Here is a 17279-nt window from a genome sequence, read left to right on the forward strand (position 1 = left end):
AGGACAGCATCCCTGTGCATTTTTTATAGCTTTTCGCCGGGGTGATAGATTTTATCGGCCCTTTTTAAGACATCCTTCTTGTAAAAAGCAACTTCTTTAAATTCCATATCGGCATAGGCCTGTGCCTGATCATCAAAATGTTTCGAGCTCGGATGACCGCTTTGCCCCCCTGCCAGAATACTTTTGGCCTTTACTTTTTTTCCAAATTCTACCACGGCCACAAAACTATTGCCGCGGGTACCATATAATTTTTTGGTGTTGTTGTGGTACCTGGCCCCGTAGGCGGCCAAGGCGCCCCAGCGCCCCGAAGCAAACCCAATGGCTATACTGGGCTTGTCATCGTCAAAAGCCTGCCTTATAGCCCCATCTAGCCGTTGGTATCGATTTACATCGCCCCATGGAATGCGCCAAGTCCCAAAATCCTCCTCTAATTGAGATATTACTTCTGAAAATAATTGCAAACGCTCCTCGTATGGTGAAGAGGTGCCAAAATAGTTCATGCCCTCCATATCGCTCATAGTGTCTGGGATGACTCCCTTTTTTCCCACAAGGGTACCATAATAATGTGCCAAGGTCATGCCTACAGATGTTTTGGAGGTCCTTAAATTCCAATTTCTTAACATCCTTATAGGTTCACCCAAATGGGCAGTGTTTTTATCCGAAGCATCAAAAGCTTGGACTAGGCCCGAAATTAATTTTTCAAATGCTGGTAAATACGGATCGTGGGCCAAGGTAATGAGCCTATCTATGGTAAACCCTTTTTTATCGGTCAATAGGCTTATGGCGTGTATCCCTCTAAAATTCTCCTGGTCCTTGGACATATAATAGGGATAATCTTCCTTCTTGGGACTGAATTCCAGGGCCGCCGTAAAGGGCGTAGAGTTACAATTCTGTATCCATCCGTTTTTCGGATTCAACAACCCTATATTCTCTGCAACTGTATGTAGGCCCTGCCAATCTGTTTTGGGATTGCTGCCATCTACCGGCAAGGCATAATTAAACTGCACATCGCGTTTAGGAATAAAGTTTCCATGAAAATAGGCTATATTCCCTTCCGCATCGGCATAAACGGTGTTATTGGAAGAATTGGTGCGCATATCCATCATTTCTCGAAACCCTTTATACCCAGTTTGCTTGGTCCGTATATAGGATTGCTGCAAGGCTTTTATCGGGTCCCACATCATGGCTGTAGCCACCAATTTATTATTGGCCATATGGGTAATGGGGCCATGATGGGTATGGTAGGCCGGAAATACACGTGTTTTTAATTGGTCTCCTTCCTTATAATTTACACGTATTTCGGAAGTCTTTACCGCACGCAATTCTTCCCCATAAACATACATAGGCCTCCCCTCTTTTTCTATCACCGTTTCCATAAACTCGTCCATCACATCGGTATAGGTAGAGGTGTGCATCCAGCCTGTTTTTTCATTAAACCCTTGATATATAAAAAACTGTCCCCAAGTTACCGCTCCATAGGCGTTTAAGCCTTCTTCGCTAACGGCGTGCACCTCTCCCCTAAAAAAGAAGGAGGTGTGGGGATTGATCAATAGTAGTGGGTTCCCGGATCTTGTCAAATGGCCTGCAATGGCAATTCCGTTAGATCCTTGTGGCTCCTCTTGTGCTTTTTCCTTGTTTAGCTCATAGGCCTCAGCCGCGGGGATCGCTTGGTTGCTTTCGTAAAAAGCACGGATCTTTTTGGTAGAAACCCGTTCTATATCACCCCCTATAGAGCCCTCACTGAAATACATGGGCATCCAAGGTTCAAAACGGGTCAACAGTTTTGGTTTTACTTCCGGGTGGGTATATAGGTAATAATTAATGCCATCGGCAAAGGCATCGCAAAGGGATTTCAACCAAGCCGGACTGTTTTCATAATTTTCCATAGCCTGCTTTTGGGTCATGAACAACTTAGCCCTTAAGTCGCTATATATCGCCGCTTCCCCTTCTATCTCCGCCAAACGCCCTATAGCCCAAATATAGTTCTGTTCTACCCTATTAAAATCGTCCTCGCATTGGGCATATAGCAATCCAAAAACGGTATCGGCATCGGTCTTCCCATAAATATGGGGCACCCCGTAATCGTCCCGAATGATGGTAACGTCCTTCGCTTGGGCCTTCCAGCCTTCAATTTCCGTAAGTTGGTCCTCGGTTGTAAAAGAACACAGTCCGATTAAAAGGAATAGCCATAAAAATCTCATAGTAGGAAGGATTTAAGGGTTTACGCTAAAATAAGTGAAAAAACTAGGTGTGGTACAGGAAACCCAAGGATTTCCTTTTTTTAAGGTACCTTGCAGACTATTCATAACAAGTCTTTTCCTATAAAATTATAGCATGGAAACCGTCTTCTTATTTTTTATTTTTATCACTTTAAAAAAATCATTGAACACCATATATGTCTACTAAAAAAGTAAATATCCTAACGGCCTTTAAAACTATTATATGGCCCAGAAGAAACCTTGTTTTCCTAGGTCTTCTATTAATAGTCATCAGTAAGGCGGCGAGTTTTGTTGCCCCTTTATCCATAAAATACCTAATGGACGATGTGATCCCCAACAAGGACCTGAGCCTTTTAAAATGGTTGGTATTGGGCGTTGGAGCGGCCATTTTGGTACAGGCAGTCACTTCCTTTTTATTGACAAAAATCCTCAGTGTACAGGCGCAGTTTTTAATCTCCGAATTAAGGGCGCAGGTACAGAAAAAAATATTGACCCTTCCCATTCGTTTTTTCGACAACACCAAATCCGGGGCCTTAGTTTCCCGAATCATGACCGATGTAGAAGGTGTTAGAAACCTAATCGGTACCGGTTTGGTGCAATTGGTAGGTGGCTCTATAACAGCCGTGGTCTCTTTAATACTATTACTGCAGATAAGTCCGTCCATGACCTTGTTTACCTTGGCCCCATTGGCCATTTTTGCCCTGATAGCCTTAAAGGCCTTTAAGAAAATCAGGCCCATTTTTAGAAATAGGGGAAAAATAAATGCAGAAGTCACCGGTAGGTTAACGGAAACCTTGGGAGGTATTCGGGTCATTAAAGGGTTTAATGCCGAACCCCAAGAACATAAGGTTTTTGAAGATGGCGTGGAACGACTTTTTCAAAATGTAAAAAAGAGTCTTACCGCCACAGCTTTTATGACCAGTTCCTCTACCTTTCTATTGGGCGTCGCTACCACCGGGATAATGGGTATCGGTGGCTATAAGATAATGGTCGATGAAATTACTATTGGCGAATTCCTGACCTTTACTTTTTTATTGGGATTAATGGTCGCCCCTATTGTTCAGATGAGCAATATTGGCAGTCAGCTTACCGAAGCCCTTGCCGGTTTAGATCGTACCGAAGAATTAATGAACATGACCGGAGAGGCCAATGAGGAGGAAAGAACCGTTGTTTTAAAGGATATAGCGGGTAATATTGCTTTTAACAATGTTTCCTTTGCCTATGAAGAAGATAAGGAGGTGCTTCACAATATCAGTTTTGAAGTCGAATCTGGAAAAGTGGTAGCCTTGGTAGGCAGCTCCGGATCTGGAAAATCTACCATTGCCGGATTGGCCGCTACCTTCATCAACCCACAGTCTGGAACGATCACCATAGACAATCACAATATTGCCGAGGTAAACCTCAATAGTTACCGCCAGCATTTAGGGGTGGTCCTACAGGACGAGTTTTTATTTGAAGGCACTATCCGGGAAAACATCCTATTCCCACGGCCCAATGCTTCGGAAGAAGAGGTTCAGAAGGCGGTTAAGGCGGCCTATGTAGACGAATTTACCGAAAGGTTTGAGGAGGGTCTGGATACCCTCATAGGAGAACGTGGGGTTAAACTTTCGGGCGGACAAAGACAGCGGATTGCGATTGCCAGAGCGGTATTGGCCAACCCTAAGATTTTGATCCTCGATGAGGCTACCTCCAATCTGGACACGGAAAGCGAGGCTTTGATACAGAAGAGTTTGGCTGCCCTGACCAAGGGAAGAACCACTTTTGTTATTGCCCACCGATTGAGCACCATTAGAAATGCCGATCAGATTTTGGTGATAGAAAATGGCCGTATTGCAGAACAAGGTACCCACGATGAATTAATAGCAAAAGAAGGCAGGTATTACAACCTATTTACTTATCAGGCCCGAATTTAATGCCCGGTAATTTTTAATAACCATTGGGGCGTTCCCTCCTTCGTCGGTCGGGCTCTTGGCTATATCCCTTGCCTTGCTGCGGGGATGCCGCCGCCATCCCTAACGCATTATTAGGCACAAAGGATTCCTGCTGCCTGGATGGAATATTTCAATGGATAAAAACAAAAAGACCTGTGCAGATAGTATCCGTACAGGTCTTTTTGGTATTTCTATATAGTAGAAGGAGTCTCGACTTAGCTCTCTGGAGCCAATTCTACTTCTAAGCCCTCTAAATCTTCCGTCATATGAATTTGACATCCTAGACGGCTATTATCCTTAACGTTAAAAGCTTCGGCCAACATGGCGTCTTCATCGTCGGACATTGGGGGCAATTCGTGATCCGAAGCAACATAACACTGGCATGAAGCACACATGGCCATTCCGCCACAAATACCAATTGTACCTTCTGGTGCCAACTCGTAGGAGCGTACTATTTCCATCAGGTTCATATTCATATCAGTTGGTGCATCTACCTCATGAACAATTCCTTCCCTGTCTGTAATTTTTATCTTTATATCTGACATTTGTTATAGAATATTTTCTAGTTGCTGTTATTCAGCATCAAATTTAATGGGTTTTAGCGTAGCCCACACAGATTTATACGCTCTTTTCACAACTTAGAAAAATTTGTGATTTTAATCTATTGCCTTTACAACGGCCTTAGGAGCTTCTTTTTTACTGCCATCGAAGCCCGATATACCCCCAACGGTAGTATATTTCATTACATATTTCTTTTCTGGATATATGCGTTGATAGGCACTCTGGCACATTAAAGTAGCCTCGTGAAAACCACAAAGAATAAGTTTTAATTTTCCAGGATAGGTATTCACATCCCCAATAGCATAGATTCCCGGAATATTGGTCTGGTAATCGAACGTATCGACTTTAATAGCGTTTTTCTCAATTTCCAATCCCCAATCCCCTATAGGGCCTAATTTTGGTGACAGCCCAAACAAAGGAATAAAATGGTCTACTTCCTTAATAATTTCTTCGGCATTATCCCCAGATTTCTGAATGACAACACCCTCCAGTTTTTCGGCACCTAAGACGCTTACCACTTCGGCTGGAGTTACTAATTTTATTTTTCCTAGGTTCTTTAAATTCTGAACTTTCTCCACAGAATCCAAGGCACCTCTAAATTCGTTTCTTCGGTGTACCAAGGTTACTTCAGACGCTATATCGGCCAAGAAAATACTCCAATCCAGGGCAGAGTCCCCTCCTCCTGCGATCAGTACTTTTTTATCGCGGTACATTTCTGGATCTTTAATAAAATACTCAATCCCCTTGTCTTCAAAGGCCTTAATATTATCGATCAATGGCTTTCTAGGCTCAAAACTACCAAGTCCACCGGCTATAGCCACTACAGGGGCATGGTGTTTTGTCCCTTTGTTCGTAGTCACAATAAAGGTACCATCGTCGAGTTTTTCTATGGTATTAGCACGTTCCCCCAAGGTAAATCCGGGCTGAAAAGGCTTTATTTGTTCCATTAGGTTATTGACCAAATCACCTGCGAGTACTTCCGGAAACCCGGGAATATCATAGATAGGTTTTTTGGGATAAATTTCGGAACACTGTCCTCCCGCTTGCGGCAATGCATCGATAAGATGACATTTTAACTGCAACAAACCGGCTTCAAAAACGGTAAAAAGTCCTGTTGGACCCGCGCCTATAATAAGTATATCTGTTTTAATCATGGAAAAGTTTGCTTAAAAAAGAGGCTAAACTAACATGGAATCAACCTCTTTTTTATGATTTTCATCAGGTTTTTTAGCTAACATTTATCACCTCTTGAATTTGAGGGGCATATTTTTTAATGGTCATCTCGACGCCACTTTTTAAGGTCATCTGATTCACACTACAACCTACGCAGGCCCCTTCCAATTTCACCTTTACCGAGGTTTCATTATCGATAGAAATCAGGGAAATGTCTCCGCCGTCACTTTGCAAAAAAGGCCTAATTTCTTCCAAAGCCTTTTCTATATTATTTCTAAGTTCAACTGCTGTCATAATTACTTCTTTTTTACGGCCGAACAACCCGCCATGGTGGTTATTTTTATAGCCTCGGTTGGGGGTAAATGTTCATTTCTCCCCACTACTTCCTGAACCACTTTTTTAGTGATTTCTTCAAAGGAGTTTTCTATTGCGGTGGCGGTCTGTAGTGCCGCAGGACGACCTACATCTCCAGCTTCGCGAATACTTTGTACCAATGGAATTTCTCCCAAAAACGGCACCTTTAAATCTTCGGCCAAATGTTTAGCACCTTCCTTGCCGAAAATGTAGTATTTATTGTTAGGCAACTCTTCTGGAGTAAAATACGCCATATTTTCTATGATTCCTAAAACAGGAACATTGATGGAATCTTGTTGGAACATAGCAACTCCTTTACGGGCATCGGCCAAAGCTACCTCTTGCGGGGTACTTACAACCACCGCACCGGTAATAGGAAGGGATTGCATAATACTCAAATGAATATCACCTGTTCCCGGAGGCAAGTCTAACAACATAAAGTCTAGCTCTCCCCAATGGGCATCAAAGATCATTTGGTTAAGAGCCTTGGCAGCCATAGGACCTCTCCATATTACGGCCTGTCCTGGCTGTGTAAAGAATCCGATCGACAAAATCTTAACCCCGTAGTTCTCAACAGGTTTCATTTTAGACTTTCCGTCTATGTTCACTGCCAATGGTTTTTCTTGGGCCACATCGAACATAATAGGCATGGAAGGACCATAAATATCGGCATCTAACAAGCCTACTTTAAAGCCCATTTTTGCCAAGGACACCGCCAAATTAGCAGTTACGGTAGATTTCCCTACTCCTCCTTTTCCGGAGGCTACCGCAATAATATTTTTTATGCCTGGTACCGGTTTTCCTTTAATCTCGTTCACCTTTGGCTTTGCGGCCGGGGCATCAACTTTTACGTTCACGGTAATTTTTGCCTTCTCGTACACTTCGGCATGGATTACCTTTAAAATTTCTACTTCGGTTTTCTTTCTAGCCTGTAAACTAGGGTTATTGATGGTAATATCTACCACTACCTCATCCCCAAAAACTACAACATTTTTTACAGCGCCACTTTCTACCATATTTTGTCCCTCTCCAGGAACAGTAATGTTTTCTAAAGCTTTAAGTATTTCTTTCTTGTCTAATTTCATCCTAAACCGTTCTTATTCAGCTTTTATTAAAACTGATTCTAAATTACAAAGATAAGGCTTAGGAACGAGATTAAGAAAGGTTGGGATTGAAAACGAACATGGCAGATTAAAGTTCCTTTATGCCGGTTCATTGGAAGCATATAGCGCTACATTACAACCTACAAAGCCACTGAGCAGACCCCCCATTATCTCCCTAAAAGCTAATAAACTTGGGCAATGGCACTTTATAAAGAATATCTTTAAAAACTTACTCTAGGTGTTGGTCCAAGGCTTTGGCAGGATCCCAAAAATACTTCTCAAAATCTATTATTTGATCTTCCTTCACTATGATCCCTTCGTTTTCTAGCAGTTGCTGCATAAGATTGGTGCCGGGAAAATGATGTTTTCCGGTTAACAAGCCCAGGCGATTAACGACCCTATGGGCAGGAATATCGGGCATGCTGTGGGCGTTGTTCATAGCCCACCCTACCATTCGGGCACTTCTGGCAGCCCCCAAATATTTTGCGATGGCCCCATAAGAGGTCACCCTACCGTATGGAATTTGCCGTACCACTTGGTAGACTTTTTGAAAAAAATGTTGGTTTTCGGCCTTCATCAAGTATAAAAAATCCGGATCAAGGTAATGATCAGCAGCACTAACATAAGCGCACTGATGATATAATTGGAGTTTTTGGAAAACTTGCTGCTTTTGGTTTCCAGTTTATTAAAATAAACCGTGTACAAATACAGTACGGCAAAGGTCCCACATCCTGCCGCCAATACAAAGGTGGCAATATCCCTGAACTGAAATTTTATCCAGCCCGAGGCATTCCACATGGCATTGAGGCCACTGTAATAGGGTATGGTAAGCAGGTTCACTGCAGCCAATAAGACCCCTTTAAAAAAACTGTTTTTTTTACTGACCTTTTTAGGTTTTTGGAGTCCCTTCGTTTTTTTCTTGGCCTTTACAAAAAAGTAAATGGCAAAAAAACCAAAAACGACGAGGGCTATCTTTAACAACAGATCTATAACATGAGGATTGTTATACAAGTACTTGGATATTAATACGGCAATATAGGCCTGAACAACGATGGTACTGGATACGCCAAGGCTATATATTATTCCGTTTACCTTACCCTTTTCTACACTAATTTTCGCGGCATTCATGTTTAACAATCCCGGGGGAACAGTTGCCATAAAAGCTGCAGAAAAAGTAGCAAAGAAAAGGGTAATTAAATGCTCCATACTTTATGAAACTCGGAATTTAATATAGGTAATAGGCTTCCCTTTTTCCAGGTACTGTTTTTCATAAAAGGTTTGTATTCCCAATACTTCTTTAGGACTTCCTTCGTTTTTATACACATCGTGATTGGCATAAATAACCTCCAAGCCCTTGCCATGCAATAGCCCTAGGGTATAGCCGTGCATAAATTCGCTATCGGTTTTTAAATTTACCACACCGTCTTGCTTCAAGATCAATTTGTATTTTTCCAAAAAGCTCTCGTTCGTCAATCGGTGTTTGGTACGTTTGTATTTTATTTGAGGATCTGGAAAGGTTATCCAGATTTCGGACACTTCATTTTCGGCAAACAACTCGTCTATCAACTCAATTTGCGTCCTTAAAAAAGCGACATTATCAATACTATCTTCGATAGCACTTTTTGCCCCTCTCCAAAAACGGGCGCCTTTAATATCTACTCCGATGTAGTTTTTGCTCTTGTCCCACTTGGCCAAACCAACGGTATATTCGCCTTTACCACATCCTAATTCTAATACAATGGGGTTGTCATTACCGAAATATTCGCTCCATTTTCCTTTTATAGAAAATTTACCCTCGGCAATCTCTTCCCTTGTTGGCTGAATTACATTTTTAAAGGTTTCGTTCTCCCTAAACCTTTTAAGTTTATTTTTACTTCCCACGGGTAAGTTAATTTTATGAATCTGCAAAGCTAAGGAAATCTTAGGTGGTTTTTTATTTAGTTCCTATACTCTTGTCGCATATTCGCTTAGAATCTTAATTGTCCTATTAAAATTGGTCGCAATAACCCCTTATCTTCCCTAGTCCCTAGCACAAAATAGATGGAGCTATTTTAAAAAAAAACATGTTGAAGTAATCAGAAAAACCGTTTTTAATCCACCCCAAAAACTTAAGTCATGCCCTCTGGACAGCTCTAGGAAGAAACAAGGGTGAATGTATGGAATGTTGTTAGCTAAGACTTACTATCGGGAACTCTTTCTAGGGTGAACGAAAATTCGGAACCTATACCCTCTACACTCTCGACATAGATTTTTTCGCCATGGCCTTCTATAATATGTTTCACTATAGAGAGTCCCAATCCAGAGCCACCTTCGGTTCTACTGCCGCTTTTATCAACTCTGTAAAAGCGCTCGAATATTCTTGACAAGTTCGCTTTAGAAATCCCTTCCCCATTATCGGTTACCCTGACGATGACTTTATTTTTAATAAGGTTCTCAACGCCAACTTCCGTGGTGCCATTTTTATGGCCGTATTTTATTGAATTCACTAGGAGATTGGTGACTACTTGCTGAATTTTATCCTTGTCTCCCCGTACCATAATGGGCATTTCGTAGTCCATATCGAAGGACAAAGAAATGTCCTTTTTGGCCGCTTTCATTTCCAAAAGGTCGAACACGCTTTGAATCAATTCTATAATATCAAAGTTTTGCAGCTCTAAATGTAGGTCGCCCACCTCCAATTTGGTAATCAGGTCAAGGTCCTTTACGATATAAATGAGGCGTTCTACCCCTTTATTGGCCCGTTGAAGATATTTTTTTCGTATGTTCTTGTCATCCATGGCCCCGTCCAATAAGGTTAAAATATAGCCTTGCACGGTAAATAGCGGTGTTTTTAGCTCATGGGACACATTCCCTAAGAAATCTTTTCGGTACTCTTCCCTAATTTTAAGGGTGTCTACTTCTATTTTCTTATCCTTGGCAAACTTTTCGATCTCATTGGTCAGGGTACGCATATCGGTTGTAATGGTCCTTTCTCCTATTGGTGAAGATTGTAGAAGGGACACATCGTTGTACATGCGTTCTATTCTTTTATAAATAAATTTCTCTACCCTTTTCTGGATGATCAGCAGGGAGATTAAAAAGGAGAATAGGGCAAACACTATCCATATAAACCAATCTATATAATCTTGCAGATAAAAAAGCAGCCCTAAGAGTGCGGAGAGCACTATTGAAATTAGGCCTGCGGAACGCATGGCAAACCGATACGATTTTTTAATTCTAGTGGCCATTATAGTACAAACTTATAGCCGACTCCTTTCACGGTTTTAAAATTCTCGTCTCCTATTTTTTCTCTCAGTTTTCGAATATGAACATCTATGGTCCTCCCGCCAACGACTACCTCGTTGCCCCAAACTTTATCTAGAATTACTTCGCGTTTAAAGACCTTATTAGGCTTAGAGGTCAATAATGCCAATAATTCAAATTCCTTGCGCGGCAATATAATTTCCTCGCCCTGATTTATTATTTTGTATTCTTCCCTATTGATGACAATCTCACCTACTTTAACAATATCCTCGGTTTCTGCTTGGTCTTCTTTTAACCTTCTCAACAATGATTTTACCTTGCTCACCAATACCTTAGGTTTTATGGGTTTGGTAATATAATCATCGGCACCTGCATCAAAACCGGCCATTTGGGAATAATCTTCTCCCCTGGCGGTTAAAAAGGCAATGATGGTATTTTCTAAACCGGGTGTTTTTCTAATAATCCCACAGGTCTCAATGCCATCCATTTCTGGCATCATAACATCTAAAATTATCAAATGCGGACTTTTCTTTTTAGCTTTTGCCACGGCTTCCAAACCATCCTTAGCGGTAAACACGTCATATCCTTCGGCAATTAAATTATAGCTAACGATCTCTAAAATGTCTGGTTCGTCATCGACCAAAAGTATTTTAATATCCTTTTTTTTCATCTTCTAATTTTTATGCTTATTCCTTGATCTTTTTTTCTAGACCATTTAATTAATAGCGTGGCACAGTCATAGTCTTGCCCCTTCTCTTAATGATTAATTAACCCCCCATTTTTCTGCTGAAAGGCATTGAATTTTCGTGTCAAAAGTAAAGATAATACTATTATACCAAACCCCTTAACGATCATTTAATATCGTAACATTAAGATAACATTCTTCGAACAAATCCTTAACCCGTAGGTAACATCGCTTTTACAGTGCCCTACGTTCTTTGCACAAAATCTAAAACCAGATTTAATGAAATATCTTTTAAGTTTATGTTTCGTAATTGTTAGTTTTCAATTACATGCCCAAGACCATGGGAGTATTGCCGGTACTTTAACGGACAAGGAATATAATAATGAGCCCTTGGCTTTTGCCAATGTAATTATTAAAGGCTCCTCTACAGGGACTACCACAAATTTTGACGGATTATATGCCATAGACAATTTAGCTCCTGGAAAATACCAATTATCCTTTAGTTACTTAGGCTACCAAACGGTAGAGGTAAATGATGTAGAAGTAGTTTCGGGTAAGGTTACTACCATCAACATACCAATGGCTGCCAGTGAAGGCATGTCTTTGGACGAAGTTGTTGTTACCACCATTGCCAGAAGGGATTCTGAAAATGCCCTATTATTGGACCAGAAAAAGGCTGTTTCCCTAAAAACGGCGATCGGAGCCCAGGAATTGGCCAGAAAAGGCGTTGGCGATGTTGCCACGGCCGTAACCAAGACCACCGGAATCTCTAAACAAGAAGGCTCTGGAGGCGTGTTTGTAAGGGGGCTCGGAGACCGCTACAACAATACAACCCTTAACGGATTGCCCTTACCGTCGAACAACCCATCCAGAAAAAATATAGACCTGGAAATATTTTCTACCGATATTGTAGAATTCATAGGAATAGATAAGACTTATAGCACTACCAATTACGGCGATTTTGCCGGTGCCAATATAGATATTGCCTCAAAAAATTATGTCGGTAGTGGATTTTTGGAATTAGGACTTGCCACTGGGGCAAATTCCGAAGCGGCAGCAGCATCGAAATTTTATTTAAATCAGGGGCCTAATTACAGTGGGTTTTATACCAAAAAATACCCTGCTTTTCCATTAAACAATTACAATTTCACCAGTAGCTGGGATCGCACATCAGCACCGGCACCTATCAATGCTAGCCTGTCTCTTAAAGGAGGTGACTCCTTTTCTATCGGAGAAGATAGCCGATTAAACTTTTTTGCGGTGGCCTCATTTGACAATGGGTACCAGCTTAAAGAAGGAATCAACAGAGGCGGAGTAACAGTTTCTGGACTCAGTAGAAAAGATTTGGATTTTATTTCCTACGAATACGCCACCAATACCACCCTAATGGGGAATATCGGTTTTAAAACGGCGGCCACTAGCCTTAAATTCAATTCGCTATACATCAATACATCTAGCCAAAAACAACAAGAGTACTATGGTGTTATCGATGCCTTTGATTATGCTCCGGAAGGCGGTGCATTTCTTCAGAGGGCTTCTTTTGAAAGAACAGCATTATTGGTCAACCAGCTTTTGGGAGACCATAAACTACAAGACCATATAGACCTTAATTGGGGCGTATCCTATAATACGGTAGACAACAACATTCCCAACAGAAGACAAATAACACTTACCCCGGACGATTGGGACAGCCCAGAGGGACCTAAGTCGTTTCAACAGACCTTAAATACATCGGACAACCACCGCTTTTATCAAACCTTAACCGAGAATGAATTGGCGGCCAATATCGCCACCAGTTTTAAATTCAATAAAAACGAGGAAGATGATACTTATGGAGGAAAACTGACCTTGGGATATAGCGGAAGGTTAAAAACCACCGATTTTGAAGCTACCCAATTTAACTTTAGGATCACAAAAAGAGATGCTAATGGACGTCTGATAGACCAGCCAATTGTGGAAAACATGTACGATATGGACGCCTATTTTAACCAAGACAACCTTTCTAAAGGATTATTCTCTATAGAAACCTTTAGAGGAAATGCCAATAACCCTATTGCTTTGGCGCCACAGACCTATGATGGAAACCAGGATATACATGCCGGCTTTGTCTCTGGGGAGTACCAATTTTCTTCAAAATTTACGATGATTGCGGGCCTTAGGGGAGAGCAAATAAACCAAACCATCTCTTGGAGTACTTCTTTGGACCCTAGTGGTGATACCAGCACCTTCGATGCTTTTGAAATATTACCGATGTTGTCCTTAAAATATGAACTAAACGAAAAACAAAACTTAAAATTCGCAGCGAGTAAAACCTATACCTTGCCACAGTTTAAAGAAAGAGCTTTATTCCAGTTCGAGGAAGTGACCACTACCTACCGAGGAAATCCGTCGCTATACGCTTCTACGGATTATAACCTGGACCTTAAATGGGAGTTGTTCCCTAAATCGGACGAACTTATTTCTTTGGGGGTATTTGCAAAATACATACAAAACCCAATCAACGATATTAACATCAACTCTGCCACCAACGACCTTAGTTATGTAAATACCGGAGACCATGCCATTGCCGGGGGTGCCGAATTTGAGCTCCGAAAAAACATCTTTGAAAAGGAAAAAGACGCTGGGGATTATTTTTTAAAAGACAACCTAAGCATTGGCTTTAACGCTTCCTATATGTACTCTAACCAAAAATTAGACGCCGATAAGGTAATCAGGGAAACCACCGAAGCAGGCTTTCCTTTAAGCGTCGATTTCAGTGTTGAAGAGGACAAACTTACAGGAGCTTCGGATTTATTGTTCAATGCCGATGTAAGCTATTTTTCCGAATATGCCCAAAACAAGAACGTACAGGCTACCCTTGCCTATAACTATTTTTCGGATCGGATTTTTGCCCTAGGGACGGAAGGAAAAGGAAACCTGGTAGAGAAAGGTATGGGAAGCTTAGATTTAATTGTAAAGACCAAATTAAATCAAAACCTCAGCCTGGGTCTTTCTGCCAAGAACCTTTTAAATCCGGCTATGGAAAGAATACAGGAAACCCAAGAGATCACCGTATTGTCATACAAAAAAGGAAGCTCTGTTAAGTTATCCTTAAGCTACAACTTTTAAATCGCGTATAAATCACCCAGAGATAATCCTTGGATAATCTTTAGTTAATACACCAATCGTTAATTCGCATCGTAACTAATTCAAAGTAAAAAAGAGATGAAAAAAAATTATTTAAAATTATTGACGCTAGCGGCCACAACTGCCTTAGTTATGTCTTGTTCAAAAGATGACGGCCCTGCGAGTACCGCCAACGACGGAATTCAAAATGGCGATGAAACCGGCATAGATTGTGGCGGTTCTACAGGAGTAGTTTGTACCCAAAACAACGCTCTTAGCGGAAAATTAAGCAACGACATTACCTTAGACCCTAGTATAGAATACTCTTTGACCGGGGCTTTAATCATAGAAGACCAAGGATCTTTGACTATTCCTGCCGGAACCGTGATCAAGGCTACTGGGAGCACCAGTTCTTACATAGCTGTGGCTCAGGGAGGAAAAATCTTCATCAACGGTACCGCAGACAACCCAGTAGTAATGACCTCTGGAGCTGCTAATCCTACTGCCGGTGATTGGGGCGGATTGGTCGTTTGTGGAAAAGCACCGACAAATCTTGGGGCTACAGCGACCTCAGAAGTGGGCGACCTTACTTATGGTGGTACTCTTGCCAATGACAATTCTGGTTCTATCCGCTATTTAAGAATAGAATATACAGGAGCTACTTTTAACAGCTCTAAAGAATTTAACGGCCTTTCTTTGTTTGGGGTTGGTTCTGGAACTACTGTTGAATACGTACAGTCTTATAACGGTGGTGATGACGGAATCGAATTCTTCGGAGGTACTGTAAACGGAAGGTATTTAGTGTCTACCAATAGTGGTGACGACTCTATTGACTTCGCCGATGGATGGGCAGGTACTGGGGAATTCTGGTATATTTCTGGAGGTGCCAAAGCAGGTATCGAAGGATCTAATAATGGTGATAACGGAAATGCTACTCCTGTAACCCAAGCGACTTTAAAAAACATTTCGATCGTTGGTCCTGTCACTGAAGGAGCCCTGTATTACAAAGAAGGTGGAGGGTCTTTCACTATAGACAACATATATATTTCCGGCGTAGATTTGGGAGTAAAGGTTAAAAGTACAGATGCCGAGGCAGCAGCAAGAATTGAAGCCAATGCCCTTACCATGACCAATGTTCAGTTCTCTAATGTAGCCGAAGGTTTTGCCTATACGGACTATACGGGTGCCAACACGGACTTTATCCAAGAAGGAAGCTCTATTGGTGCCGGCAACGGTGCTGCCGCTCCAGATTGGACCGCAGGTTGGACAAGAGGTCTGGATAACAGTGGGACGACTACCGAAAAATTAAATGGTGAGGTTAGCGGAAATGTAACTTTAGATGCCAATATCGCCTATGAATTAACAGGAGCCTATGTGGTAAAAGATGGTGGAAAATTGACCATCCCAGCCGGAACAATCATAAAAGCTACAGGCGGAACAAGCGCGTATATTGCCGTAGCCCAAGGCGGACAAATATTTATTAACGGTAGCGCTTCTAATCCAGTAGTTATGACTTCTGGTGCTGCCATCCCTGCTGCAGGTGATTGGGGAGGACTGGTACTTTGTGGAAAAGCTCCGACAAATGTTGGCGCTACTGCTACCTCGGAAGTAGCCGACCTTACTTATGGCGGTACTCTTGTAGACGATTCTTCTGGTAGTGTTGAATACTTAAGAGTAGAATATACCGGTGCTACCTTTAACAGTTCTAAGGAATTTAACGGCGTATCCCTTTTTGGTGTAGGTGCTGGGACTACCTTCCAATATGTACAGTCTTATAACGGTGGTGATGATGGCATCGAATTCTTTGGCGGAACGGTAAACGGCAAGTATTTAGTGTCTATCAACAGTGGGGACGATTCTATTGATTTTGCGGACGGATGGGCTGGAAATGGTGATTTCTGGTATATTGCCGGAGGGGCAAAAGCAGGTATCGAAGGCTCTAACAATGGAGATAACGGTGCTGCTACCCCGATGACCACAACTACTTTAAGCAATATTTCTATCGTAGGACCTGTAACCGAAGGAGCCCTATATTTTAAAGAAGGTGGCGGGAAATTTACCATTAACAATTTATATACCCATGGTGTGAATCTTGGGGTAAAGGTTAAGAACACCGACACCCACGCCGCAGCAAGAATTGAGGCCAATGATTTAACGATCACCAACTTCCAATTTGACGCTCCAGCAACTGGATTGACCAAAACCGACTATAGCGGTAACAACCAAGCTTTCTTTACAGAAGGAACTTCTAGTGGTGCCGGTAATGGTGCCGAGGCTCCAGATTGGGCTGCCGGTTGGACTGTTGGACTATAAAACTACCTTTAAAACCAACCTTTTCAGAACGCCCTGCCCCAGCAGGGCGTTCTTGTTTTTGATATACAACCTAGCTTAATTTGCATTTCATCGAATATAACTGTCCAATCTTAAAAGAAGTGCAACGTCCTGTTTCAAATTTTATTACATTAGTAGCGTAATCTTTTTTTGACATAGATTCAATGAAGCACCTCTACCTGATTTTAGCCTTTTTTTTTGTTTCCCTTTCCTACGGACAAGCTCCGAAGGAAAAAACTGGGGACATAGAGGGATTTAAATTATACCCTAATCCGGTAACCAATGGCAGAGTAACGATAACAACTTCTTTAAACGCTCCGAAAACTATCCTTATATTCGATGTTTTTGGCTCTAAAATTTTGGAAACCACTATAATAGGAACAGAACTTAATGTGAATGAGTTGGTTGCCGGGGTCTATATTTTAAGAGTCACTGAAAAAAACAAAACGATCTCCAGAAAATTGATCGTCAAATAATTCTTCTTTTTGATGATTATTGGCCTCTAAGGCCCCTTTATATTTCCATTAAACATCTAAAATAGAGTAAATAAAGCGCTACATATACAAAATCGGCT

General features: G+C 41.6%; 14 protein-coding genes. 4 read left to right on the forward strand and 10 right to left on the reverse strand.

The features are described from left to right. Nucleotides 1–23: 23 nt before the first annotated feature. The gene (locus HCG49_RS06105; protein WP_168468655.1) at nucleotides 24–2201 is read right to left on the reverse strand and encodes an acylase; all 2178 of its coding nucleotides are present in this window, start codon (nucleotides 2199–2201) and stop codon (nucleotides 24–26) included. A 194-nt stretch (nucleotides 2202–2395) separates the two neighbouring features. Here HCG49_RS06105 and HCG49_RS06110 point away from each other — a divergent pair, with 194 nt between their 5' ends. Next, the gene (locus HCG49_RS06110; protein WP_168468656.1) at nucleotides 2396–4132 is read left to right on the forward strand and encodes an ABC transporter ATP-binding protein; all 1737 of its coding nucleotides are present in this window, start codon (nucleotides 2396–2398) and stop codon (nucleotides 4130–4132) included. A gap of 233 nt (nucleotides 4133–4365) precedes the next feature. On the opposite strand, the gene HCG49_RS06115 is transcribed toward HCG49_RS06110, so the two are convergent. The 9 genes from HCG49_RS06115 to HCG49_RS06155 form a co-directional block, all read right to left on the reverse strand. Then, on the reverse strand, nucleotides 4366–4695 hold the full coding sequence (locus HCG49_RS06115; RefSeq protein ID WP_168468657.1) for a 2Fe-2S iron-sulfur cluster-binding protein: 330 nt from the start codon (nucleotides 4693–4695) through the stop codon (nucleotides 4366–4368). Nucleotides 4696–4806: 111 nt separating this feature from the next. Further along, the gene (locus HCG49_RS06120) at nucleotides 4807–5865 is read right to left on the reverse strand and encodes an NAD(P)/FAD-dependent oxidoreductase (protein ID WP_168468658.1); all 1059 of its coding nucleotides are present in this window, start codon (nucleotides 5863–5865) and stop codon (nucleotides 4807–4809) included. A gap of 73 nt (nucleotides 5866–5938) precedes the next feature. Then, on the reverse strand, nucleotides 5939–6178 hold the full coding sequence (locus HCG49_RS06125; RefSeq protein ID WP_168468659.1) for a NifU family protein: 240 nt from the start codon (nucleotides 6176–6178) through the stop codon (nucleotides 5939–5941). 2 nt (nucleotides 6179–6180) lie between these two features. Beyond that, on the reverse strand, nucleotides 6181–7323 hold the full coding sequence (locus tag HCG49_RS06130; RefSeq protein WP_168468660.1) for an Mrp/NBP35 family ATP-binding protein: 1143 nt from the start codon (nucleotides 7321–7323) through the stop codon (nucleotides 6181–6183). A 247-nt stretch (nucleotides 7324–7570) separates the two neighbouring features. After that, nucleotides 7571–7918: an MGMT family protein gene (locus HCG49_RS06135; RefSeq protein WP_168468661.1), complete on the reverse strand. Its 348-nt coding sequence runs from the start codon at nucleotides 7916–7918 to the stop codon at nucleotides 7571–7573. After that, nucleotides 7918–8547 (reverse strand): LysE family transporter, encoded by a 630-nt coding sequence (locus HCG49_RS06140; RefSeq protein WP_168468662.1) that lies wholly within the window; start codon nucleotides 8545–8547, stop codon nucleotides 7918–7920. Before HCG49_RS06140 ends, HCG49_RS06135 begins: the two co-directional genes overlap by 1 nt. 3 nt (nucleotides 8548–8550) lie before the next feature. Beyond that, the gene (gene trmB, locus HCG49_RS06145) at nucleotides 8551–9222 is read right to left on the reverse strand and encodes a tRNA (guanosine(46)-N7)-methyltransferase TrmB (RefSeq protein WP_168468663.1); all 672 of its coding nucleotides are present in this window, start codon (nucleotides 9220–9222) and stop codon (nucleotides 8551–8553) included. A gap of 290 nt (nucleotides 9223–9512) precedes the next feature. Beyond that, complete coding sequence (locus HCG49_RS06150; protein WP_168468664.1) at nucleotides 9513–10568, reverse strand: sensor histidine kinase; 1056 nt, start codon at nucleotides 10566–10568, stop codon at nucleotides 9513–9515. Continuing rightward, complete coding sequence (locus HCG49_RS06155) at nucleotides 10568–11254, reverse strand: response regulator transcription factor (protein WP_168468665.1); 687 nt, start codon at nucleotides 11252–11254, stop codon at nucleotides 10568–10570. Before HCG49_RS06155 ends, HCG49_RS06150 begins: the two co-directional genes overlap by 1 nt. 294 nt (nucleotides 11255–11548) lie before the next feature. On the opposite strand from HCG49_RS06155, the gene HCG49_RS06160 reads away from it, so the two are divergent. The 3 genes from HCG49_RS06160 (at nucleotide 11549) to HCG49_RS06170 (ending at nucleotide 17181) form a co-directional block, all read left to right on the forward strand. Beyond that, nucleotides 11549–14377: a TonB-dependent receptor gene (locus HCG49_RS06160; protein WP_168468666.1), complete on the forward strand. Its 2829-nt coding sequence runs from the start codon at nucleotides 11549–11551 to the stop codon at nucleotides 14375–14377. Between the two features lie 96 nt (nucleotides 14378–14473). Continuing rightward, nucleotides 14474–16687, forward strand: coding sequence for a hypothetical protein (locus HCG49_RS18445; protein WP_205764350.1), 2214 nt, complete (start codon nucleotides 14474–14476; stop codon nucleotides 16685–16687). Nucleotides 16688–16869: 182 nt separating this feature from the next. Further along, complete coding sequence (locus tag HCG49_RS06170; RefSeq protein ID WP_168468667.1) at nucleotides 16870–17181, forward strand: T9SS type A sorting domain-containing protein; 312 nt, start codon at nucleotides 16870–16872, stop codon at nucleotides 17179–17181. The last annotated feature ends 98 nt before the right edge of the window (nucleotides 17182–17279 follow it).

It is taken from the genome of Arenibacter sp. 6A1 (assembly GCF_012272855.1).
In the GTDB taxonomy this organism is placed as follows: Bacteria; Bacteroidota; Bacteroidia; order Flavobacteriales; family Flavobacteriaceae; genus Arenibacter.

What these genes read in the sequence shown, in the direction of transcription:
- HCG49_RS06105 (WP_168468655.1), bottom strand. Translation starts at nt 2,201, where the DNA reads ATGAGATTTTTATGGCTATTCCTTTTAATCGGACTGTGTTCTTTTACA.
- HCG49_RS06110 (WP_168468656.1), top strand. Translation starts at nt 2,396, where the DNA reads ATGTCTACTAAAAAAGTAAATATCCTAACGGCCTTTAAAACTATTATA.
- HCG49_RS06115 (WP_168468657.1), bottom strand. Translation starts at nt 4,695, where the DNA reads ATGTCAGATATAAAGATAAAAATTACAGACAGGGAAGGAATTGTTCAT.
- HCG49_RS06120 (WP_168468658.1), bottom strand. Translation starts at nt 5,865, where the DNA reads ATGATTAAAACAGATATACTTATTATAGGCGCGGGTCCAACAGGACTT.
- HCG49_RS06125 (WP_168468659.1), bottom strand. Translation starts at nt 6,178, where the DNA reads ATGACAGCAGTTGAACTTAGAAATAATATAGAAAAGGCTTTGGAAGAA.
- HCG49_RS06130 (WP_168468660.1), bottom strand. Translation starts at nt 7,323, where the DNA reads ATGAAATTAGACAAGAAAGAAATACTTAAAGCTTTAGAAAACATTACT.
- HCG49_RS06135 (WP_168468661.1), bottom strand. Translation starts at nt 7,918, where the DNA reads ATGAAGGCCGAAAACCAACATTTTTTTCAAAAAGTCTACCAAGTGGTA.
- HCG49_RS06140 (WP_168468662.1), bottom strand. Translation starts at nt 8,547, where the DNA reads ATGGAGCATTTAATTACCCTTTTCTTTGCTACTTTTTCTGCAGCTTTT.
- HCG49_RS06150 (WP_168468664.1), bottom strand. Translation starts at nt 10,568, where the DNA reads ATGGCCACTAGAATTAAAAAATCGTATCGGTTTGCCATGCGTTCCGCA.
- HCG49_RS06155 (WP_168468665.1), bottom strand. Translation starts at nt 11,254, where the DNA reads ATGAAAAAAAAGGATATTAAAATACTTTTGGTCGATGACGAACCAGAC.
- HCG49_RS06160 (WP_168468666.1), top strand. Translation starts at nt 11,549, where the DNA reads ATGAAATATCTTTTAAGTTTATGTTTCGTAATTGTTAGTTTTCAATTA.
- HCG49_RS18445 (WP_205764350.1), top strand. Translation starts at nt 14,474, where the DNA reads ATGAAAAAAAATTATTTAAAATTATTGACGCTAGCGGCCACAACTGCC.
- HCG49_RS06170 (WP_168468667.1), top strand. Translation starts at nt 16,870, where the DNA reads ATGAAGCACCTCTACCTGATTTTAGCCTTTTTTTTTGTTTCCCTTTCC.